Raw genomic sequence first — 20,748 nt, 5'->3', positions numbered from 1 at the left:
GGGTCCGGCCGAGGACTTTCTCAGGACAACGCGGCGCGCACGGCTCGGGCACGCTCGTCGTACTCGTCCTGCGGGATGTCGGGCAGCATGTCGGCCCAGACCGGCAGGTTGGAGCCGCGCAGCTGCAGGACGCCGCGCGGGCGCGCCATGACGTTCATGGAGAAGTGGCCGCTGCCGTTCTCCCACTTGGTGATGTGCACGTTGCCGACGCCGTCGAGCGCCTGCACCGCGGCGTAGGTGCGCGCGACGAGGCGGCCGAGCTCGACGTGGCCGTCGTCGTCGAGGTCGTCGATCAGCACGTGCTCCCGCGTGACGACGTTGGCGACGAACGGCAGGCTGGTCGCCGCCGGCCGGACCACTGCGAGCCGGTCGCCGGTGTGCAGGAGCTGCGCCGCGTCCTCGAGCGCCGAGCACGTACGACAGTCGTCCCGGGCCTTGCGGCGGTCGGGCTCGGGGTCGGCGTACTCCGTCAGCGCGCGGGCCCGCAGGCCCTCGCGCTCGAACGGGAAGACGTCCCAGCCGGGCATCGACCCCAGCGGGAGGCGGCCGTCGTCACCGACGGCCGCCCCCGCGCGGTCGAGGAAGTCCCCCACCGGTCAGCCCCGCAGCAGGTTGCGCAGGACGTACTGCATGATGCCGCCGTTGCGGTAGTAGTTGGCCTCGCCCGGGGTGTCGATCCGGACGGTGGCCTCGAACTCGCTGGCCTCGCCGTGCGCCTGGTCGGTGCCGGGCGCGGGCTCCACCTTGACCGTGACGGTCTTCGGGGTGGTGCCGTCGTTGAGCTCGGTGATGCCGCTGATCGAGATGATCTCGGCACCGGTGAGGCCCAGGTCGTCGGCGGTCTTGCCCTCGGGGAACTGCAGCGGGATGACGCCCATGCCGATGAGGTTGGAGCGGTGGATCCGCTCGTAGGACTCGGCGATGACGGCCTTCACGCCCAGCAGAGCGGTGCCCTTGGCGGCCCAGTCGCGCGAGGACCCGGAGCCGTACTCCTTGCCGGCCAGGACGACCAGCGGGGTGCCGGCCTCCTGGTAGCTCTGGCTGGCCTCGTAGACGCTGGTGACCTCGCCGTCCTTGGTGAAGTCCTTGGTCACGCCACCTTCGGTGCCCGGCGCGATCTGGTTGCGCAGGCGGATGTTGGCGAACGTGCCGCGGATCATGACCTCGTGGTTACCGCGCCGCGAGCCGTAGGAGTTGAAGTCGCGCTGCTCCACGCCGTGCTCGGCGAGGTAGCGGCCCGCGGGGCTGTCCTTCTTGATCGCACCGGCCGGGCTGATGTGGTCGGTCGTGACCGAGTCACCCAGCTTGAGCAGCACGCGGGCGCCGACGATGTCGCTGACCGGCTCCGGCTCGTCGGGCATGCCGTCGAAGTAGGGAGGACGGCGGACGTAGGTCGAGTCCTCGTCCCACTCGAAGGTGTTGCCCTCCGGGGTAGGCAGCGACTGCCAGCGCTCGTCACCCTTGAAGACGTCGGCGTAGGAGTCGCCGAACATGTCGGAGGTGATCGCCTGGGCGATCGTCTCCTCGATCTCCTGCGGGGTCGGCCAAATGTCCTCGAGGAAGACGTCGTTGCCGTCGGTGTCCTGGCCCAGCGGGTCGCCGAACAGGTCGACGTCCATCGACCCGGCCAGCGCGTAGGCGACGACGAGCGGCGGCGACGCGAGGTAGTTCATCTTCACGTCCGGGTTGATCCGGCCCTCGAAGTTGCGGTTTCCGGACAGCACCGAGACCACCGCGAGGTCGGCCTCGTTGACGGCCGCGGACACCTCGGGGATGAGCGGCCCGGAGTTGCCGATGCAGGTCGTGCAGCCGTAGCCGACGAGGTTGAAGCCCAGCTTGTCGAGGTAGGGCGTCAGTCCCGAGCGGTCGTAGTAGTCGGAGACGACCTTGGAGCCGGGCGCGAGCGAGGTCTTGACCCACGGCTTGCGGGTCAGTCCCTTCTCGACGGCCTTCTTGGCCAGCAGCGCGGCACCGATCATCACGCTCGGGTTCGAGGTGTTGGTGCACGACGTGATCGCGGCGATCACCACGGCGCCGTGGTCGATCTCGACCTCCTGACCGTCGAGCGAGACCTTCGTCCGCTTCGTGGGCCGACCGGCGTCCTTCGGGGCGTCGGCGTGCACGGGCTTGCCGTTGCCGCCCTCGTGGCTCGGCGAGTCGGAGGCCGGGAAGGACTCCTCGACCGCCTCGTCGTAGCCCGTGGCCTCGGCGGCGTCGTCCGGGTCGGAGTCGCCCTCGTCGACGTAGTCCGCGAGCGCGGCGCGGAACGAGTCCTTGGCCACGCTGACCTCGACGCGGTCCTGCGGACGCTTCGGGCCGGCGAGCGACGGCACCACGGTGGAGACGTCGAGCTCGAGGCGCTCGCTGTAGCGCGGCTCGGCGCTCGGGTCGTGCCACAGCCCCTGCTCCTTGGCGTACGCCTCGACGAGGGCAAGCTGCTCGTCGGTGCGGCCGGTCAGGCGCAGGTAGTCGATCGTCTGGTCGTCGATCGGGAAGACCGCGATCGTCGAGCCGAACTCCGGGCTCATGTTGCCGATCGTGGCGCGGTTGGCCAGCGGCAGCGCGGAGACGCCTTCGCCGTAGAACTCGACGAACTTGCCGACCACACCGTGCTCGCGGAGCATCTCGGTGATGGTCAGCACGAGGTCGGTGGCCGTCGAACCTGCGGGCAGCTCGCCCGACAGCTTGAAGCCGACGACGCGCGGGATCAGCATGGAGACCGGCTGGCCGAGCATCGCGGCCTCGGCCTCGATGCCGCCCACGCCCCAGCCGACCACGCCGATGCCGTTGACCATCGTGGTGTGGGAGTCGGTGCCGACGCAGGTGTCGGGGTAGGCCACGCCGTCGCGCACCATGACCACGCGGGCGAGGTGCTCGATGTTGACCTGGTGGACGATGCCGGTGCCCGGGGGGACGACCTTGAAGTCGTCGAAGGCACCCTGGCCCCAGCGGAGGAACTGGTAGCGCTCCCGGTTGCGCTCGTACTCGATCTCGACGTTGCGCTCGAAGGCGTCGGCGGAGCCGAAGACGTCGGCGATCACCGAGTGGTCGATGACCATCTCGGCGGGGGCGAGCGGGTTGATCTTGGTGGCGTCGCCGCCGAGCTCGGCCATCGCCTCGCGCATGGTGGCGAGGTCGACGACGCAGGGGACGCCGGTGAAGTCCTGCATGATCACGCGGGCAGGCGTGAACTGGATCTCCTGGTCGGGCGCGGCGCTGGCGTCCCAGCCGGCGATCGCCTTGATGTGGTCGGCGGTGATGTCCGCGCCGTCCTCGGTGCGGAGCAGGTTCTCCAGCAGCACCTTCAGCGAGAAGGGCAGGCTCTGGACGTCGAGCCCCTCGCCCTCGACCGCGTCGAGTCGGTAGATCTCGTAGGACTGTCCGTCCACGTCCAAGGTGCCCTTGGCACCGAAGCTGTCCTGGCCCATCAGCCACATCTCCTCAGAAGAATCGCTAAGTTCGCCACCATCTTGCCGTCGCACCGTGAGGCACGGGAAGGCAGGGCGACCGTTAGTTCCGGCGTCAACTTGTCTCGACGTCAAGATACACGATGTCGAGGGGTGGGCCAACCGTACGCCGCGCGTGTCCCGGCCGACGTCGCCTCGCCGCGTCGTAGGCTCCGGCGGTGCCCACGCTCCTGCACCTCAACGGTCCCTCGGGCGTCGGCAAGTCGACGCTCGCTCGCGCCCACGCCGCGCGCCACCCGGGGATGCTCGTCTGCGACATCGACGAGCTGCGGTCGTGGGTCTCGGGCTGGGAGCACGACTTCGTGGGCACCGGCGAGGCCGTCCGGGCGTCCGCGCTCGCCCTGCTGACCGCCTACCTCGGCACCGGGCGCGACGTGGTGCTCCCCCAGCTGATCGTCACGCCGGCCCAGGTCGAGCGGTTCGAGGCCGCCGCCGCGGCGGCAGGGGCGTCGTACGTCGGCGTGGTGCTCGACGTCGCCCCCGACCTGCTGCTCCCCCGGCTGCGGGAGCGGACGCGGACCCCGGTCACCGACGTCGTGTCGCGCATCATCGAGGAGCGCGGCGGCGACGACCTGGTGCTGGAGGGACGGCGCCAGCTGCTCGACCTCGCGCAGGAGCACGGTTGGACGGTCGTGGACGCGACCGAGCGCGAGGCGGCGCTGACGGCCCTCGCCGCCCTCGTCGCTCGCGGCTGAGCGCCCCGGTCAGTCGATCCCGGCCATCTGGTCGAGGCGCTGCAGCAGGTCGTGGGCGGCCAGCTCGACGGCCTTGTGCCGCCACTCCGAGGCGCGGTAGACGCACGCGATCAGGCCCGAGCGGTGCACCCGTCGCAGGTCGCCGTAGACGAACGCGTAGCGCGCCTTGGTCCCGTCGCTCGCGCCCTCGGTCAGGCCGAGGTGCCAGGCCGCGTAGTCGTCCCACGAGTGGCGCTCGAGGAAGGCGTTCTCCGCCTCCGCCCGCGGCTGCACCTGACCCCAGTCGCTGTCGAGGACGTACTGCCGGGCGTCGATCAGCTTGCGCGCGTGGGTGACGGCCGCCGGGTTGACGTCGTAGGTGGCCATGGGACAAGCCTGCCTCCCCGTCCGCGCGCGGCACAACAGCCCGGCTCGGTGCCACCATGGATCTCGTGGACCCGGACGTCCAGGCGTTCTTCGAGGGCGAGCCCGGCGGGACTGCGGTCGCGGCGGCCGTCGTCGCGGCGGTGGACGCGCTGGGGCCGCACGACGTGCGGGTGGCGCGCAGCCAGGTCGCGTTCCGACGCCGGCGCGGGTTCGCCTACCTGTGGCGTCCCGGGCAGTACGTGCGCTCCGACGTGCCCGCCGTGCTGTCGATCGCGCTGCCGACCGAGCGGCCGAGCCCGCGGTGGAAGCAGGTGGCCCACCCGAGCCCGGCGGTGTGGATGCACCACCTCGAGCTGCGGCGCCCCGGCGGGGTCGACAGCGAGGTGCGGGCCTGGCTGCGCGAGGCCTACGACAGCGCGGGATGACCCGACCCGCTCCAGCGGCCCCCGCGTAGCGTTGCGGGGTCAGGTGAACCGCCTTCCGGCGGTCGCCAGATGGTGCGCGCCGCAGCGGTGGGCAGGGTCCTGGGACCGGACGGACACCAGACCGTCGGAGGAGAGGCGACCCGGGCAGGCCTGGGACACGCCCTGCCGGAGCTAGGCAGCGCGGCCGGGGGTCACCGTGTCATGGTGGTCGGGTCGTTGCGGTCGGTGTGCGGTCGGGCGGTCGTCCGGCCCAGCGATCAGGTAGGCGATCATCGCCACGAAGCCGAAGCTGAGGACCCCGGTGACCAGCAGCACGACGAACCAGGTCTTGTCGTCGAGCTGGGCGGTGTTGAGCACGGCACCGACCCACGCCACGAACTGGCCCACGGCGCCGGCGAGCATCACCAGCAGCGACGTCGCCGCCAGGATGATCATGGTCCAGCCGAAGGGCGTCGACCTGATCCCCACGACGTCGGGGCCGTCCATCTCGAAGCTGTCGCTCGCGTACGCGAGTCCACCGGTCACCACGAGCATGACGAGTCCGGCGGCAGCCGCGAGCAAACTCCCCCAGAAGATTGTCCTGATCCGTGTCTTGGTCATGGCGAGGGCCCCTTTCCGAGTCACCTCCACCCTCGTCGCATCGGCAACCCGAGCCCAGAGGCCGACGGGTGCCTGCGTGGGGACCTTCGGCACTGCCTGCGACTCAGGCCGATGACGAGTGTGCGGACTGGCGATACGGGCGTCATGGAGGGATTCCTCATCTCCGGAGCCCGCACCCAGGGAGGCGCGATGAGCAGCCAGAGCAGGGTCCTGCTCCCATCGGCTGCTGTTCGGCGGCTCGAGTGCCACGGCCGAGGGGGTGAGCCCCCCAACCCGCCGCCTGTGCGTCGCCCTGGGCGTGGTGGTGGCCGCGGCGGTTCCCACGTTCCTCGTGGACGGGATCCTCACGGGACGCTGGCCACGTAGGTCCGGGGCTCGGTCCGGCGAACATGGTGAGCGCCCACCCTGCTGCTCGACGCCACCCCCGTGGTCGCTGGTCAGCGCCCTGACCGATCCCCTCTTCAGCTGGTGCCTGGTGACTCCTCCCCTTCGTCTCGATCGAGGTCGGTGCAGGTGGCCGGGTCGTAGCCGAGACGACCCTTCGTGAGTGCCACGAGCGCGGCCGCGGCGGCCGTGAGGGTCGCCAGGATGGCGAGGTCGACGCCGAGGTTGTCGTCGCGCAGGATCAGGTGGTCCAGTGCGGGGGTGAAGCTGGCGTGCAGGAGGATGCAGAGCAGCACGCTGCCGGTGCGGTTGTAGAGCCAGGTGTAGAAGAAGACGAAGAGGAAGGGGCCGACAGCGCCCAGTCCGTAGAGCGGAAGGTGCCAGCCACCCCACACGAGGCCGAGGATCAACGTCGCCTTCAACGGACTGCGCTGGGCCTGCAGCCGTGGGAGCGCGAAGCCGCGCCAGCCGGGTTCCTCGAAGCCGCCACCGATGGTGACGACGAGCAGGAAGGTCCCGAGGTAGGCCGGCAGCCGCTCGCCCAGCAGGGACAGGTCGACGTCCTGGCCAGCCAGGACCAGTACGACGTTCACGATGCCGAGGAGCAGCGCGGGCAGCCCGAGGGCGTAGACGTAGTACCTGAGCGGCACCCGCCACTTCACGACCTGCCGCGCCCATGGGCGAAGCGATGAGCCGATGGCCCGGGTCACGATCACGGCGGCGCACGCTGGGCCGAGCGCTCCGATGAAGAACAGGGCGACGACCACTGGTCCCCCGCCGCCGATCACCGTGGGCGCCCACAGGATCCACGACAGCGCGTAGGCGAGGACGGCGTAGGCGGCCACCGGATGGGCGACCACCCACCGGTGCAGCCGCCGTGGGCTGTGGTGGGAGGTTCGAGCGGTGGTGACGACGTTGCGCGCGCTCATGTCTGCATCTCCTGGTCGGTGCCGATGCGTCGAGCGAGCAGCGCCCACCGCCGTCGGCTCGTCTGCGACGTCGACGTGAGCGGCCGCTGCGACCCCTTCGACCTGTCCATCGTCCTCATGACGCAATCCCTCCCGTACAGCACACCTCACCCACGTGCAGTCGAGCAGTGGCCTCATGCCCAGCCGGTCGGGCCGAAGGTCCCGACCTCGTCAGCACGGTTGGCTCAGTGCCGGGATGACCGCGCCTGGGGAGTGCCACGCACGCGAAGGGCGACGCGCGTGGAAGACGGGGGTCTCAGCGCGTGACCTCGATGACGCCGTGGGCGCCGCGCTCGGCGTCGATCATCACGTGGTTGACCAGGGGGTAGCGCCCGGGCTCGTCGAAGACCATCTCCACGAACCCTCCCTGGGCCGGTGCCAGCGAGAGCGCCTGCGAGCCTCCGGTGCGGGCGGGTGCAGCGGCGGAGCCGAGCAGCCAGTCGCCCTCGAACCAGGTCCGGTCGAACTGGCCGCCGACGACGTGGAACGACAACGGACGGTTGGGCCCGGCGTCGAGCAGCCAGATCCGCACCCGCTCGCCGACCTTCACCTGGAGTGGCGCGTGGTCGTAGGCGTTGTGGTAGCCGTTGAACGCCACCACGTCGGGCTCCTCGGTCAGCAGCTTGTCCATGTCGACCGGCTGGCCCTCGGGCCCGTAGTAGTGCTCGGACTGCACCAGCACGTAGGACGCGTCGACGGCGGGCAGATCCGGCGGATCGATCACGACGGCGCCGAACAGGCCGGCGGCGATGTGGGCGCTCATCGGCATCGACGAGCAGTGGTACATCCAGATGCCGGCGCGGGTCGCGGTGAACCGGTAGGTGAGCGACTCCCCCGGCGGAATCGTCACCATCACCTTGTCCGGCGCGCGCTGACCGGCATGGAAGTCGATGGAGTGGCCCAGCGCCCCCTCGTTGACAAGCCGGATGACGAAGGTGTCCCCGACCCGGCCGTGCAGCGTCGGTCCGGGAGCAGACCCGTCGTAGGTCCACATCTCCTGGGTGACGCCCGGAGCGACCTCCATGCCCTGCTCGGTGACGGTGAACGTGTGTCGGTGGACGCGTCCGGGCTCCAGCGGCGGCAGCACGGGATCGGGGATGACCGTGCCGTCGGCGGGCTCACCCGTCGCGATCTCGTGGCCGGCGCCGTGGACGTCGGACCCGAGGTCGCCGAGCGCCGGGTCGTCGGTCCCCTTTGGCGTGGCGGCGTCGGTGGCGGCGACCGCGGACCCGACAACCTCGATGGCCAGCACCATGCCCATCTGCTTGTGCCCGACGACCGAGCACCAGCCGTCGAGGTTGCGTCCGATCACCCCGACGTCGATGACCGCGGAGTCCCCGGGCGCGAGCCGTCCGGTGTCGTGGCCGGTCTCGAGGACGAGGTCGTGCACGTCGGTCGGGTCGGTGTTCTCGACCGTGATCACCAGCCGGTCACCGACCCTCACCTCGATGCTCGAGGGCGTGAAGCGCATGTCCTTGCCCTCGACCGTGACGGTGGTCGTGTGCCCGGTCGCAGTGACTCCGCCGGCAGCCGACCGCGGCAGTCCGCCCAGGCTGGCCGGATCCAGGGAGCCGCCGACGGCCACCGCGGTCATGACCAGGGCGAGGCCGACGACGGCCATGCCGGTGGTCTGGCCGGGGGGACGCGGTGTGGTCTCGCGGGCCCCAGCGGGCGCCGTACGTCGACGTCGGATGGCCCGCAGCAGGATCGGGACGAACGATGCCAGCGCGGCCAGGACGAGCACGGACGCGGCGACGCGCACCAGGCTCGGGACCGGCAGCACGCAGACGACCAGGCCCAGGTTGGTCAGGCTCACGCGCAGGGCACCGCCCGCGTCCAGGTCGCGGTTGGTGGCCCGCACGGCGGCCGGGCCGCCGCCCATGACCACCGGGATGAGGTACGACAGGGCGCCGAGCAGGACCTGGGCCACGAAGCCGGCGGCCAGGTAAGGGGTGTACTGCTCGAAGATCCTGCCGACCTCGAGCCACGAGCCGGAGTGGAGCACCCCCCACGCCACCTGCGCGACGAGCGCCGCCAACAGGACGACCAGCCACACCATGCCCGCGGCGAGCGACCACGCGGGGAAGGAGACCGGGGGCTTGCGCCGGGCCGCTCGCACCAGGGGCCACACCACGAGCACGACGCCGACGGCGTACATCAGGAGCCCGGCAGCCGCCACGAGCACGACGTCCGCCCAGACCGCGGCGACCACCAGCGCAATGCCGCCCAGCAGCACGGGCAAGGCCTGTCGGGAGTGCTTCTCCGCCCCCTCGACGATCCGGGTGCGAAGCATCGTCGGGCCGAGCGTCACCACGGTGCCGAGGACGGTCAGGCCGATCCAGCCGAGCAGGTTGACCGTGACGTGGGCGAGCTGCAGCCGCGTGTGGAGTGGTTCGCCCGGGTGGGCCGCCAGCCAGGTGCCGAGCGTGATGCCGACCAGCAGCAGGGCCCCGGCGGCGATGTAGAACCAGATGGTGCTGGAGAAGCGCGACGCGAACCCGGTGCGCAGACCATTGAGGAGGCTCCCCACGTGCCAGCCGACCGCGGCCGCGATGCCGAGCGCGCCGACGACCACCAGCCACCAGAGCGTGGCAGGCACGCCGATGGCGACCAGGAGCACGCCGGCGTTGAACAGGAGCAGGCGCTGGGACTGCTCCCGCCGAGGGGTGGCCGGCAGGCGCACCAGGGTATCGGCGAAGTAGCGGCTCCACACCAGGATCGAGTGGCCGGCCGCGCCGAGCACGAGCAGGTGGATCATCAGCCAGCGCGGTACCGGGAGGAAGGGGTGGGCCAAGGACACGACGGTCACACCGAGCAGCCAGAACACGACGGGCAGGTCGCGCAACGGCCAGAACCCCCGCGAGCCGGTCTCGACCTCGGGCGCCCGTGCGCCGATCGCGATCTTCACCACGGCACCGCCTGGGTCGTCGACTCGGCTGACGAGCCCGTCGAGAGGCCGCTCGACGGGCCGGTCCTGACGGCCGGCGGGGCCGTCGGCTTCGCGGGTACCCCGCGGATCGCGCTGACGATCACGACGGCGAGGAAAAGCAGCAGCGCGATCGCGTTGCCGGCACCACCGATGCGGCGCGCCAGCTCGCTGCCCAGGGCGTCCCCGCCCCACAGCCGCAGGACGAGCGAGAGCTGGAGCAGCAACCACGGGGCGTACATCACCGGACCATAGGGCAGCGCCACCCGGGTCACAGCGGGCAGGATCGAGGGGGCGTGGGCCATGATCATCGATATCGTGAAGCCCAGGAAGACCGCGTGCACCACGGCGTCGTAGGTCGCTCCCTCCACGGTCGCGCCGGCCAGCAGCCAGATGGTCCCGGCGACGACGAGCCAGGCCTGGCCGGCGAGCATGCAGCTGGCGGCGAACCTGGGCAGGCCCGCACTGTTGATCGTGCGTCGGGACACGTCGTGACGTACGAGCCACGAGGTCAGCGCGAGGAGTGCGGCGCCCAGCAGCGGCGTTCCCACGGCCGGCCACAGTGTCGCCGCCACGATGGCGCCCGCCAGGCCGCTGCCGAGCAGGACCAGGTCGCGCCCGGCAGTCGGTGGCATGGCCAGGCGCGCCAGCTCGAGGCGTTCGCCGCCGATGGTCAGGACCACGAAGCCGGCCAGCCACGGAAGGGTCTGGGAGACGTCCGCCCCGCCGCGCCACAACAACGCACCGCCCAGGGCACACACCGCGCCGAGGGCGGACACCAGGACCGCCTCATCACGGTTGCGCCGCCACAGCGGGACGTAGAGCAGGCACAGCGCGAGCGCGCCGGCGGTGATCAGGGAGGCGCCGATCTCGCCGGTGGGCCCGGGGACGAGCAGCAGTGCCCCGAGCCCCAGCAGGGCGGGGGCCGCGTAGCCGATCGGACGGCGGAGCGCGACCGCCCGCTCCAGGGCGACCAGGGTGCCGACGAAGCCGAGCACCATGAGGATGCCGTGGATCTCGCCGAGGCGACCGGAGCCCACCGGGGGCCACGCGTCCAGGAGACCGAGGCCGGCGTCTGTCCCGACCAGCAGGGCCAGACCGGCAGGGAGCGCGAACAGCGTTCGCGCCGCGGGGAGGCGTGCTGCTGTCATGCCCGCGTCACCGGCTCCGCGAGCGTGACCAGGCAGGCACCCGGCTCGGCGAAGGGCTGCAACGCGGCTCGCTCGAGGGACTGACCCAACACCCCCTGGATGAGCCCGAGGTGCACGCTGCAGACGGCCTCCGGATGGACGCGGGCGGTGTCGATGAAGGGACACCGGGTCAATCTGACGGACGTCCGGCCGGCTGAGATCTCGGGTCTGAAACCCACGTGCTCGAGGGCGAGCATGAGTCGCTCCTGCGGTGGCCGGTCGTCGATGTCGAACAGCTCGCGCAGCTGCTCACCCCAGGCTCGCCCCCCGGACTCGCCGGCCTCGCGGGCGGTGCCGCCGGGAGTGTTCTCGAGGCCGCGGGACAGGGCGAGGGCCAGGGCGGCGTAGGGCGCCTCGCGGGCCACATACGACCAGGCGGGGCGACCGCGCCCGGTCGGCGTGACCCGCACACGCGAGACATGACCGGCCTGATGGAGCGCATCGAGGTGGCCGCGCAACGTGTTGTCGTGCAGGCCGGTGATCTCTGCCAGCTCGGCCAGCGTCGTGGGTGAGTCCCGCTGCGCGAGCGCGGCCAGGACACGACCCTGGGCGCCCGTCGGCGCCCGATCGACACCCGAGGGGGGACCCGCATCTTTTTCCACGGGGTTTATTGTATGTTATTAGAACCCGAACTCCGAGAGGACCTCCCATGACCACCCTCACGATCGCTTCCGACCCGGCCGATGCCGAGGCCGTGGAAGCCGTGAAGAACCACCACGCCCAGATGTCCGGCGAGCTGGCCCTGCTCGTCGCCAACCTCGCCGACGCTGCCAACGCTGCCGACGCCGGCGAGGCCACCAGCGCCCGCAGCCGCCTCGTCGCCTGGGCCCGGCAATCGCTCGTGCCGCACGCGTTGGCCGAGGAGCAGACCCTCTACCCGGCAGCCCGCGAGCTGACCGAGGGGCGTCTCCTGGTCGATGCGATGCTCGCCGAGCACGTCGCCATCGTCGCGATGGTCGACGAGGTCGAGAAGGCCGACACGCACGTGACCGCGGCAGCCGCCGCGCGTGCCCTCCAGGCGCTCTTCACGGTGCACCTGGACAAGGAGAACGACCAGGTGCTGCCACTGCTCGCCGCGTCGCCGAACCACTCGATCGCCGGGCTGCTCGAGGGCATGCACCAGGTGCTCGGTGGCGGTCACGACGGACACGACCACGAGGACCCCGCCGGGTCGGCGACCGGCCCCGGCGGCTCGAGCTGCGCGTGCGGCACCGTGGACCCGCCCGGGAACCCCGAGCTGGACGTCCGTGTGATCCCGCACGCCATCCGGCACGCCACGATCTTCGGCGCCCTCGACGCGGTGGCTCCGGGCGGGGGCCTGGAGATCGTCGCCGACCATGACCCGATCCCACTGCTCAGCCAGGTCGAGCAGCGTACGCCCGGCCGATTCGACATCACCTACCTCGAGCGCGGCCCGGTCGACTTCCGGGTGCGGTTCATCGCGGTCGCGTAACCCACCGGCCGACGTCTTCAGCACCCGTCGCAGGAAACGACCGAGCACCCGTCGAAAGCCGGTGGGGGTCGCATTCGTGGGGGTCTCGGCCTTCGGTGCCATGGCTGTCCACGTCTTTCGCACCGTGCCCGTCAGGTCGCGGTCCCCTTCATCAAGCGCCGGTCACGAGGCGCCTGCCCGAGCTCACCAGGTAGGACCTGCCGGAGAGGGACTTCGGACCCTTCATCGAGCCGATGTCGGCGGGCATCCTGACAGGCATGTCGACCGCAGCGCGCCTCGTCCATCTGGGCACCCGGCCCCGCAACCAGTGGTTCTCGCAACGACCATGCCTCGCCGTGGGCGTCATCGCCGCTCTGTTCGTAGCGGTCCTTGCTCTCCGACTGCTGGCGGGGGACGCCGCCGATGCCTACTCGATGCTGTACGCCCTGCCGGTCGCTCTCGCAGCGACCGCGTTCGGTCAACGAGGAGGCGTCACGGCCGGACTGGTCGCGGTCTCCTTGATCGTTGCTTGGGTCGTGGTGCGGGACGTGAGTCTCGGTCTTACGGGATGGGGATCACGCGCGTTGCCCATCCTGCTGCTGGGTTTCCTGGTGGGCAGGGCCACCGACCGGGCACGCCAGGGCGAGACCGAGCGTAGAAGGCTCGAGCAGACGGCCTTGCTGCACCGGGAGGCGATCGAGATCAACGACTCCCTGATCCAGGGGATGACGGCAGCGAAGTGGTCCCTGGAGTCCGGACAACCGGAGGCCGGTCTGGGGACCCTCACCGCGACCCTCCACGAGGCGCACCGGATCGTCTCAGAGCTGATCCGGCGAGCCAACATGGGCGGCAGCACCCACCCGACTCCGGCGCCCGGGATCCCGTCTGCTCCCACCTCGCCCGCGCGGGCGACACACCGCAGCAACCCTCAACCACTCCGTGGTGAACGAGGATCCGAACGCCCGGACCTGTAGCCGACGAGTCCTGGAAGTCGCCGTCGAGGTCGCCGTCTCCTCGACGCACGCGCAGATCGTGCACGTCGCGGTGACGATGCCGGCCTCCGCCCGCCGGACGTGCCGGGGAGCACGGCGGTGCAGACGAAAGCAACGTCAGACCTCGCCGCGAGCGCGGGCCTCGAGGTACTGCTCCATCACGGCTCCCGGGATCCGACCTCGGTCGGAGACGACGACGTCGGCTCGCTTGGCCCAGCGACGCACGGCGGCCGGCGTCGGTCGCGCAGGCGCGAGCGGCGGTGCCGCTTCCAGACCGCGCAGGGCGAGATCGCCGACCACCTCCTCCGCCAGCCCGACCCGGGCGGCCGCGAGGAAGCGATAGGTCCACTCCTGGGCGAGCTTGTGGGTCTCGCAGAACACGATGGGAACGGTCGGGAATCGGATCTGGCATTCGGCGATGCCATCGGCCACGACGCTGGGACGGACGCGGTCGAGCTTGAAGACCTGCGAGTAACGCTCCTCGACGACCACCGCCGCCCGCGGGACTGCGGCCAGCTCGGTGAGCTGGAACTTCAGTGTGCCGGTCGTCAACGAGGTGACGAGGTCGGCCAGCGACTTGCGCTCCACCGTGGCCTGCAACAGCCCCTCGACGAGGAGGCCGTAGTCACCGGCCTTGAGCGGCTCGCGGCGGGTCGTCGCCTGCCGGTCGGCGAAGGTGAACGGATAGCGCTCGCGGATGTCGACCGCCGAGCCACATCCTGAGACGAGACGATCCAGGAGTTGCCCAGGCGGCGACCACGCAGGTCCCCCGAACGAAGCTGCCTGAGGCGGGAGTCATTGACCCCGAGCCGGCGCGACGCTTCCTTGACGCTGAAGCACCACCGCAGGTCAGCGGGTCTTGACGAACTTCGCGACGCATTCGACGTGATGCGTCATCGGGAAGAGGTCGAAGGCCCGGATCGCGGTGAGCTGGTAGTCGTGCTCGGCGAAGATCGCGACGTCGCGACCCAGCGCGGCGGGGTCGCACGCGACGTACGCCACCGCGCGCGGGCGGCGGTCGACCACCTGCTCCACGACGACACGCTTGGCGCCCTCCCGGGGCGGGTCGAGCACGACGAGGTCGAACGGCTCGTCGAGCCCCGAGCGCAGCACCCGGTCGGTGGGGCCGCACTCGACGGCGGACGCCTCCAGCGCGGACAGGTTGGCCCGGGCGTGCGTGCAGGCGGTCCGGTCCGCCTCGACGGCGACCACCCGCGCGCCGGTCGCCTCGCCGACGAACCGCGCGAAGAGCCCGACGCCGGCGTAGAGGTCGAGAGCGCGCTCGCCGGGCCGCGGACCGAGCAGGTCGAGCACCGTCTCGACGAGGACGCGTGGCGCCTCGGGGTGGACCTGCCAGAAGCCGTCGGCGGCGACGGAGAAGGGGTGCGTCGCGCGGCCGGCCGTCACCTCGTGGATGACGGGGTCTCGTGAGGGGTCCGCAGCGCCCTCCTCGACCAGCGGGCCCTCGAGCGCGTCGCCGGGACGTGCACCCTCGGCGGCGATCAGGCAGTCCTCGACCGGGACGAGGTCGTGGGAGCGGTGCGCCCGCATCGCCGGCCGGCCGTCCGGCATGACGGCGTAGCGCTGGCGGGTGCGCCACCGCAGGCCGTCGTCGTCGCGACCCGGCACCGGCACCGCCTCGACCCGCAGCGAGGTCACCAGCTCGGAGGTCGCGTCGAGCCGGCCGAGGCGGACGAGCTGCTCGCGCACCACGGCCGCCTTGAGGTCGCGCTGGGCCGGGAGCGTGACGTGCTGGAAGTCGCAGCCGCCGCACAGCCCGGGACCGGCGTAGGGGCACGGCGGCTCGACCCGGTCGGCCGACGGCTGATCGACCCGGACGGCGTCACCGCGCCAGAAGCGGTCGCCGTCGGTGCCCTCGGTGATCTCGACGACCACCCGCTCCCCGGGCAGGGCGTGGCGGACGAACACGACCCGGGACTCGGGCTCGGGGAGCCGTGCGACGCAGTGCCCGCCGTGGGCGATCGGCCCCACCTCGACCTCGAAGCGCTCCCCTACCCGCGAGCGCCCCTTCGCCCGCCGCGGCCGGTTGTGGCGGCTCATTCGTCGTCGATCTGCCGGTTGGTGTCGCGGGAGGCGACCCGGCCACGCCGGAGGTCGCCGGCGTGGACGCGCACCTCGTCGCGCCGCCGCTCCTCGGCCACCTGGGAGGACCGCAGCTGGTAGGGCACGGAGATGACCATCACGCCGGGGGTGAACAGCAGCCGTCCCTTGAGCCGCAGCGCCGTCTGGTTGTGCAGCAGCTGCTCCCACCAGCGCCCGACGACGTACTCCGGGATGTAGACCGCCACCACGCCGCGCGGACTGGCCCGCCGGATCTCCTGGGTGTACTCCACGATCGGGCGCACCACCTCGCGGTAGGGCGAGTGCAGCACCTTGAGCGGGATGTCGAGGTGCCGGTCGTCCCACTCCTCCAGCAGGCGGGTGGTGGCCTTCGCGTCGATGCTGACGTAGATCGCCTCGAGCACGTTGGGCCGGGTGGCGCGTGCGAAGGCGAGCGCCCGCAGGGTCGGCTTGTGCAGCTTGGAGGCGAGCACGATGGCGTGCACCCGGGTCGGCATCACCTTGTCCTGCTCGTCGGCCGCGAGCTCGAGCTCGACGCGCGCGTAGTGGCGTCCGATGGCCTGCATGACGAGGAAGAAGAAGCCCATCGCCAGGATCGTGATCCACGCGCCGGCGAGGAACTTGGTGATCAGCACGATCACCAGGACGACGGCGGTCATCCCGAGGCCGAAGGTGTTGATGGCCCGCGAGCGCATCATCCGACGGCGTACGGCCGGGTCCCGCTCGGTGCGCAGGTGGCGCGTCCAGTGCCGGATCATCCCGAGCTGGCTGAGGTTGAAGGAGACGAACACACCGACGATGTAGAGCTGGATCAGCTTGGTGGTCTCGGCGTCGAAGACCCAGATCAGCAGCATCGACAGGGCCGCAAGGAAGACGATGCCGTTGCTGTAGGCCAGCCGGTCACCACGTGATCCCAGCGATCGGGGCGCGAGGCCGTCCTGGGCGAGGATCGAGCCGAGGACGGGGAAGCCGTTGAAGGCCGTGTTGGCGGCGAGCACGAGGATGATGCCGGTGACCGTCACGACGAAGTAGAAGCCGGGCGGGAAGTGGTCGAAGACCCCGGCGGCGATCTGCGAGATCACCGGGTGCTGCTCGTAGCCCTCCGGGACCGCGCCGCCGCCCACCGTGCGGAGCCGGTCGAGCTCGTGCGGGTCGACGTAGCGGATCGTCATCTGCTTGGCGAGCACGATGACGCTCATCATCATCGAGATGGCGATCAGGCCGAGCATGAGCAGCGTGGTGGCGGCGTTGCGGCTCTTGGGCTTGCGGAAGGCCGGCACGCCGTTGCTGATCGCCTCGACGCCGGTGAGCGCCGCACACCCGGAGGAGAACGCCCGGGCCAGCAGGAACATCAGGCCGACCTGGGTGAGGGGCTCCTCCCAGCCGGGCTGGGGCACGATCTCGAGGTTCGCGCTCTCCGCGTCGGGCAGGTCGCCGGCGAGCAGCCGCAGCAGGCCGTAGGCGCACATGCCGAGGATCGCGACCATGAAGAGGTAGGTGGGCACGGCGAAGAACGACCCCGACTCGCGCACGCCGCGCAGGTTCATCGCGGTCAGCAGTGCCACCGCGATCACACCCACCGTGGCCTCGTGCCCGATCAGCGGCGGGATGGCGCCGGCGGCGTACTGCGAGGCCGAGGAGATCGACACCGCCACCGTGAGCACGTAGTCGACGAGCAGCGCGCTCGCGACCGTGACGCCGGCGTTGCGTCCGAGGTTGACGGTGGCGACCTCGTAGTCGCCGCCGCCGGACGGGTAGGCGTGCACGGTCTGCCGGTAGCTCGCGACCACCGTGAGCATCACGAGCGCCACCGCGAGACCGATCTTCCACGACCAGACGTAGGTCGACGCGCCGGCGATCGCCAGCATGATGAACACCTCGTCGGGGGCGTAGGCCACCGACGAGAGGGCGTCGCTGGCGAACACGGGCAGCGCGATCCGCTTGGGGAGCAGCGTCTCCCCCAGCTGGCTGCTGCGCAGCTTGCGACCCAGCAGGATCCGCTTGGACACGTCGCCGACACTCACGGGCGCGAGCCTAGACCCGCAGCGTCCCGGATCCGTGCTGGGATACGGTTCTGGCGTGCACGTCGTGATCATGGGTTGTGGCCGCGTCGGTTCGACGCTCGCCCGGAGCCTCGAGGACCGCAACCACACCGTGTCCGTCATCGACAGCGAGCCCGACTCGTTCCGGCGGCTGGGCCCTGAGTTCAACGGGGACAAGATCACGGGCTACGGCTTCGACCAGCAGGTGCTGGAGAAGGCCGGGATCCGCCGCGCCGACGCCTTCGCGGCGGTCTCCAGCGGTGACAACTCCAACATCATCGCGGCGCGCGTGGCGCGGGAGACCTTCGGCCTCCAGCAGGTCGTCGCCCGCATCTACGACCCCGGCCGCGCCGAGGTCTACCAGCGCCTCGGCATCACGACCGTGGCGACCGTGAAGTGGACCGCCGACCAGATCCTGCGGCGCATCCTGCCGGCGGGCGCCGAGCCCGACTTCCGCGACCCCTCGGGCACGATCCGCGTCGACCACGTGCCGGTGCCGGAGGCCTGGATCGGCAACCGCACCGTCGAGTTCCAGATGCAGTCACGCAGCCGGATCGCGTGGATCGACCGGCTCGGCGAGGGCATGCTGCCCACGCGCGAGACCGTCCTCCAGGAGGGCGACATGCTGCACCTGGTGATCCGCGAGGAGAACGCCGCCCACGCCTACGCCGTGCTCGAGGCCGGCCCCGAAGACGACTGAAGGAACACCTGAGACATGCGCGTCGCCATCGCCGGAGCAGGAGCCGTGGGTCGATCGATCGCGCGGGAGCTGATCGAGAACGGTCACCAGATCCTGCTCATCGACAAGAACCCCTCCGCGATCCGTCCCGAGCGCGTGCCCAACGCGGAGTGGCTGCTCGCCGACTCGTGCGAGCTGTCCTCGCTCGCCGAGGCCCAGCTCGGCAAGTGCGACGTGGTCATCGCCGCCACCGGTGACGACAAGGCCAACCTGGTCACCTCGCTGCTCGCCAAGACCGAGTTCGGTGTCCCCCGCACCGTCGGCCGGGTCAACCACCCCAACAACGAGTGGCTGTTCACCGAGGCCTGGGGCGTCGACGTCAACGTCTCCACCCCGCGCATCATGTCCGCGCTCGTGGAGGAGGCCGTCTCCATCGGCGACCTGGTCCGCCTCTTCACCTTCCGCCAGGGCAACGCCAACCTGGTCGAGCTCACCCTGTCGGCCGACTCCCCCTACGTCGGCACGCCCGCCGGGTTGGTGCCGTTCCCCGACAACTGCGCGCTCGTGACGATCCTGCGCGACGGGCAGGTCTACACCCCGGAGGCCGAGCAGCCGCTGGAGTCGGGCGACGAGCTGCTGTTCGTGGTGCCGGCCGAGGTGGAGACCGAGCTCGAGCAGCTGCTCTCCCCCATCCAGCACCACGGCTGAGCCCAGCACCGGCTGAGCGACGGCCTCAGGCCGCGGCGGCGTCTCCCGCCACAGGCGTCTTGTTGCGCGAGAGCAGCCAGATCATCGAGCCGAGCGCTGCGAGCTGGAGTGGCCAGCCGAGCGCGATCTTGAGCACGCCGAGTGCTGCCACCGCGGCGTCGGCGTCCATGGAGCCGGAGTTGCCGGCCAGCCAGATCGGTCCCTGGATGGCGACGCGCAGCAGGCAGGGCGCGACCAGCAGCCACGTGAGCCGGCTGCAGAGCTTCACGACCTGCTTGTCGGAGTGCCAGGCCGTCGGGTCACCGGTGATGCTGCCAACCATGAAGCCGACGAGCGGCCAGCCGATGAGGCAGGTGAAGGCCAGCACGACTGCGTAGCCACCGTTGTAGAGCAGCCCGGGCAGGAAGTAGGCGAGTGCCTGCTCCTGCTCCGAGCCGCCGGACTGGGCGGCGCGGTAGACGAAGTACCACCCGATGCCGATGCCGAAGAGGGCGTTGACGACGAACTGGACCGTCGAGCGCTGCACCAGCCGGACGACGAGCAGGACGACCGCGGCGCCGATGCTGACCGACAGCGCGAGGTCGAGGTCGCGCAGGCCCAGCCAGGTGGCGGTGAAGAGGATGGTCGGAACGGCCGCCTCGGCCATCCCCCGCCGGCCACCGAGGGCCTTGGCGAGCTGGCCGCGCACCGCGGCCTCGACCGTCTCGGTCGTGGGGGTGGCGGTCTGCGCGGGCTCGCGCGCGGGTTCGGTCATGGCCGGAGCTCGTAACGCGGGTTGAACATGATCGGTACGCCGCCCTGGCGCCCGATGCAGCCGGCGACCGTCACCGACCGGCCGGGGTCGACGCCGGTGATGCGGCGCCGGCCGAGCCACACGACGGTGATGACGCCCGAGCCGTCGTCCAGCTCGGCCTCGAGAGCCGGCACGCCGCCGCGCGGGCGCAGCGTGACCGTGCGCAGCACGCCGTTGACGACCACGTGCTCGCGCTCGGGAGCGTCGGCGATCGCCACGGCCTCGTCGGTGGTGTACGACTGGCGCAGGTCACGCTGGTGGGCCTCCGAGCTGTCAGCCCAGCGGGAGAGCGCCTGACGCAGCCGGCTCTTCTCGGCCACGGCTTACCTGACCCGGCGGGCGTCGTCCGGCAGGGTGACCGGCAGCGGCTCGCCCACGGGCATGGCCTGGTCACCGCGGCGGACGACGATCTGGGCGAGGGCGTCCTCCCACTCGGTCGTGGCGTCGGGGTCGACGGCCGGCCGGCCGAGGAAGGACGCGCGCAGCATCCAGCGGTCGCCGTTGACGCCGATGATGCGCGAGGGCTGGGTGGCGGTCGTGCCGTCGGGGCGGCGCACGGGCATCTGGCACACCAGCTCGGTGCCCCAGCGGCCCTCACGCTCGGTGGCCTGTCCCCCACGGCGCGCCATGTCCTCGGCGATCTGCGGGCGCACCTCGGACCAGAGGTCTCCGTTGCGCGGCGCGGCGAAGGCCTGGAACTCGCAGGCGCCGTCGGAGCCGGCGAGCATCACGGCACGGACCTGGCCGCTCTTCTCGTCGACCTGCAGCCGGAGCTCGCGGTCCGCGATGGCGGGCACCAGGACCGAGCCGAGGTCGGCCCGCTCGATGCCGTCACCCTCGACCTGGGACACGTCGAACGGACCAGCTCCCGCGGCCGGGCCGGCGGTGGCGTCCGTGGCGTCCTCTGCGGCGGTGTCCGCGGTCGCCGGGGTCGTGTCTGCCTTGCGGCGGAACTTCACGTCTGCACTCCTTCTATCAGCGCTCCTTCGGACGGGCTCC

Annotated in this window: 21 protein-coding genes; 6 read left to right on the top strand and 15 right to left on the bottom strand. The window is 71.3% G+C overall.

Going from position 1 to position 20,748, the window contains the following annotated elements:
• Positions 1–20: 20 nt before the first annotated feature.
• Both NCI01_RS17710 and NCI01_RS17705 read right to left on the bottom strand, forming a co-directional pair.
• A complete protein-coding gene (locus NCI01_RS17710) occupies positions 21–593 on the bottom strand; it encodes a hypothetical protein (RefSeq protein WP_254182813.1) in 573 nt (190 codons plus the stop codon).
• Positions 594–596: 3 nt separating this feature from the next.
• Positions 597–3,428, bottom strand: coding sequence for an aconitate hydratase (locus NCI01_RS17705; RefSeq protein WP_254182812.1), 2,832 nt, complete (start codon positions 3,426–3,428; stop codon positions 597–599).
• A gap of 197 nt (positions 3,429–3,625) precedes the next feature.
• Here NCI01_RS17705 and NCI01_RS17700 point away from each other — a divergent pair, with 197 nt between their 5' ends.
• Positions 3,626–4,162 (top strand): AAA family ATPase, encoded by a 537-nt coding sequence (locus NCI01_RS17700; RefSeq protein ID WP_254182811.1) that lies wholly within the window; start codon positions 3,626–3,628, stop codon positions 4,160–4,162.
• 9 nt (positions 4,163–4,171) lie between these two features.
• Here the strand turns inward: NCI01_RS17700 and NCI01_RS17695 are convergent, their stop codons facing one another.
• Positions 4,172–4,528 carry a hypothetical protein gene (locus tag NCI01_RS17695; protein ID WP_254182810.1) on the bottom strand — a complete coding sequence of 119 codons (357 nt, stop codon included), beginning with the start codon at positions 4,526–4,528 and terminating at the stop codon, positions 4,172–4,174.
• Between the two features lie 65 nt (positions 4,529–4,593).
• On the opposite strand from NCI01_RS17695, the gene NCI01_RS17690 reads away from it, so the two are divergent.
• A complete protein-coding gene (locus NCI01_RS17690; protein ID WP_254182809.1) occupies positions 4,594–4,953 on the top strand; it encodes a DUF5655 domain-containing protein in 360 nt (119 codons plus the stop codon).
• 171 nt (positions 4,954–5,124) lie between these two features.
• On the opposite strand, the gene NCI01_RS17685 is transcribed toward NCI01_RS17690, so the two are convergent.
• The 6 genes from NCI01_RS17685 to NCI01_RS17665 all read right to left on the bottom strand — a co-directional run bounded on the left by NCI01_RS17685 (position 5,125) and on the right by NCI01_RS17665 (position 11,623).
• Positions 5,125–5,553, bottom strand: coding sequence for a hypothetical protein (locus tag NCI01_RS17685; protein WP_254182808.1), 429 nt, complete (start codon positions 5,551–5,553; stop codon positions 5,125–5,127).
• Positions 5,554–6,014: 461 nt separating this feature from the next.
• A complete protein-coding gene (locus NCI01_RS17680) occupies positions 6,015–6,866 on the bottom strand; it encodes a CPBP family intramembrane glutamic endopeptidase (RefSeq protein WP_254182807.1) in 852 nt (283 codons plus the stop codon).
• On the bottom strand, positions 6,863–6,985 hold the full coding sequence (locus NCI01_RS22390; protein WP_302182227.1) for a hypothetical protein: 123 nt from the start codon (positions 6,983–6,985) through the stop codon (positions 6,863–6,865). Before NCI01_RS22390 ends, NCI01_RS17680 begins: the two co-directional genes overlap by 4 nt.
• Positions 6,986–7,161: 176 nt before the next feature.
• A complete protein-coding gene (locus NCI01_RS17675) occupies positions 7,162–9,816 on the bottom strand; it encodes a multicopper oxidase domain-containing protein (RefSeq protein ID WP_254182806.1) in 2,655 nt (884 codons plus the stop codon).
• Positions 9,810–10,982 (bottom strand): DUF8744 domain-containing protein, encoded by a 1,173-nt coding sequence (locus NCI01_RS17670; protein ID WP_254182805.1) that lies wholly within the window; start codon positions 10,980–10,982, stop codon positions 9,810–9,812. The genes NCI01_RS17675 and NCI01_RS17670 overlap by 7 nt, the downstream gene beginning before the upstream one ends.
• Entirely contained in the window at positions 10,979–11,623 is a 645-nt protein-coding gene (locus tag NCI01_RS17665; RefSeq protein ID WP_254182804.1) for a helix-turn-helix transcriptional regulator, read from the bottom strand. Before NCI01_RS17665 ends, NCI01_RS17670 begins: the two co-directional genes overlap by 4 nt.
• Positions 11,624–11,670: 47 nt before the next feature.
• On the opposite strand from NCI01_RS17665, the gene NCI01_RS17660 reads away from it, so the two are divergent.
• Together NCI01_RS17660 and NCI01_RS17655 are read left to right on the top strand one after the other, a co-directional pair.
• Positions 11,671–12,474, top strand: coding sequence for a DUF2249 domain-containing protein (locus NCI01_RS17660; RefSeq protein ID WP_254182803.1), 804 nt, complete (start codon positions 11,671–11,673; stop codon positions 12,472–12,474).
• A gap of 257 nt (positions 12,475–12,731) precedes the next feature.
• The gene (locus tag NCI01_RS17655; protein WP_254182802.1) at positions 12,732–13,427 is read left to right on the top strand and encodes a hypothetical protein; all 696 of its coding nucleotides are present in this window, start codon (positions 12,732–12,734) and stop codon (positions 13,425–13,427) included.
• A gap of 135 nt (positions 13,428–13,562) precedes the next feature.
• Here NCI01_RS17655 and NCI01_RS17650 read toward each other — a convergent pair whose 3' ends face one another.
• The 3 genes from NCI01_RS17650 to NCI01_RS17640 form a co-directional block, all read right to left on the bottom strand.
• Complete coding sequence (locus NCI01_RS17650) at positions 13,563–14,144, bottom strand: ERCC4 domain-containing protein (protein ID WP_254182888.1); 582 nt, start codon at positions 14,142–14,144, stop codon at positions 13,563–13,565.
• Positions 14,145–14,294: 150 nt separating this feature from the next.
• Positions 14,295–15,506: a class I SAM-dependent RNA methyltransferase gene (locus NCI01_RS17645; RefSeq protein ID WP_254182801.1), complete on the bottom strand. Its 1,212-nt coding sequence runs from the start codon at positions 15,504–15,506 to the stop codon at positions 14,295–14,297.
• Positions 15,503–17,551, bottom strand: coding sequence for an APC family permease (locus NCI01_RS17640; RefSeq protein WP_254182800.1), 2,049 nt, complete (start codon positions 17,549–17,551; stop codon positions 15,503–15,505). Before NCI01_RS17640 ends, NCI01_RS17645 begins: the two co-directional genes overlap by 4 nt.
• A gap of 55 nt (positions 17,552–17,606) precedes the next feature.
• Between NCI01_RS17640 and NCI01_RS17635 the strand changes: the two genes are divergently transcribed.
• Positions 17,607–18,269 (top strand): potassium channel family protein, encoded by a 663-nt coding sequence (locus NCI01_RS17635; RefSeq protein WP_254182799.1) that lies wholly within the window; start codon positions 17,607–17,609, stop codon positions 18,267–18,269.
• A gap of 15 nt (positions 18,270–18,284) precedes the next feature.
• Positions 18,285–18,956: a potassium channel family protein gene (locus tag NCI01_RS17630; protein WP_254182798.1), complete on the top strand. Its 672-nt coding sequence runs from the start codon at positions 18,285–18,287 to the stop codon at positions 18,954–18,956.
• A 25-nt stretch (positions 18,957–18,981) separates the two neighbouring features.
• Here NCI01_RS17630 and NCI01_RS17625 read toward each other — a convergent pair whose 3' ends face one another.
• From NCI01_RS17625 to NCI01_RS17615, 3 genes are read right to left on the bottom strand one after another with little or no spacing between them, the layout of a single operon-like run.
• Positions 18,982–19,710, bottom strand: coding sequence for a DUF3159 domain-containing protein (locus NCI01_RS17625; protein ID WP_254182797.1), 729 nt, complete (start codon positions 19,708–19,710; stop codon positions 18,982–18,984).
• The gene (locus tag NCI01_RS17620; RefSeq protein WP_254182796.1) at positions 19,707–20,069 is read right to left on the bottom strand and encodes an OB-fold nucleic acid binding domain-containing protein; all 363 of its coding nucleotides are present in this window, start codon (positions 20,067–20,069) and stop codon (positions 19,707–19,709) included. Before NCI01_RS17620 ends, NCI01_RS17625 begins: the two co-directional genes overlap by 4 nt.
• Positions 20,070–20,072: 3 nt before the next feature.
• Complete coding sequence (locus tag NCI01_RS17615) at positions 20,073–20,708, bottom strand: DUF3710 domain-containing protein (RefSeq protein WP_254182795.1); 636 nt, start codon at positions 20,706–20,708, stop codon at positions 20,073–20,075.
• Positions 20,709–20,748 lie beyond the last annotated feature (40 nt).

This window comes from Nocardioides pinisoli (assembly GCF_024199985.1).
GTDB lineage: Bacteria > Actinomycetota > Actinomycetes > Propionibacteriales > Nocardioidaceae > Nocardioides > Nocardioides pinisoli.
This window is presented reverse-complemented; position numbering and strand designations above follow the sequence as displayed.

Coding starts and splice junctions, on each gene's coding strand:
- NCI01_RS17630 (WP_254182798.1), top strand. CDS start 18,285: ATGCGCGTCGCCATCGCCGGAGCAGGAGCCGTGGGTCGATCGATCGCG.
- NCI01_RS17685 (WP_254182808.1), bottom strand. CDS start 5,553: ATGACCAAGACACGGATCAGGACAATCTTCTGGGGGAGTTTGCTCGCG.
- NCI01_RS17695 (WP_254182810.1), bottom strand. CDS start 4,528: ATGGCCACCTACGACGTCAACCCGGCGGCCGTCACCCACGCGCGCAAG.
- NCI01_RS22390 (WP_302182227.1), bottom strand. CDS start 6,985: ATGAGGACGATGGACAGGTCGAAGGGGTCGCAGCGGCCGCTCACGTCG.
- NCI01_RS17625 (WP_254182797.1), bottom strand. CDS start 19,710: ATGACCGAACCCGCGCGCGAGCCCGCGCAGACCGCCACCCCCACGACC.
- NCI01_RS17660 (WP_254182803.1), top strand. CDS start 11,671: ATGACCACCCTCACGATCGCTTCCGACCCGGCCGATGCCGAGGCCGTG.
- NCI01_RS17680 (WP_254182807.1), bottom strand. CDS start 6,866: ATGAGCGCGCGCAACGTCGTCACCACCGCTCGAACCTCCCACCACAGC.
- NCI01_RS17655 (WP_254182802.1), top strand. CDS start 12,732: ATGTCGACCGCAGCGCGCCTCGTCCATCTGGGCACCCGGCCCCGCAAC.
- NCI01_RS17645 (WP_254182801.1), bottom strand. CDS start 15,506: ATGAGCCGCCACAACCGGCCGCGGCGGGCGAAGGGGCGCTCGCGGGTA.
- NCI01_RS17670 (WP_254182805.1), bottom strand. CDS start 10,982: ATGACAGCAGCACGCCTCCCCGCGGCGCGAACGCTGTTCGCGCTCCCT.
- NCI01_RS17705 (WP_254182812.1), bottom strand. CDS start 3,428: ATGGGCCAGGACAGCTTCGGTGCCAAGGGCACCTTGGACGTGGACGGA.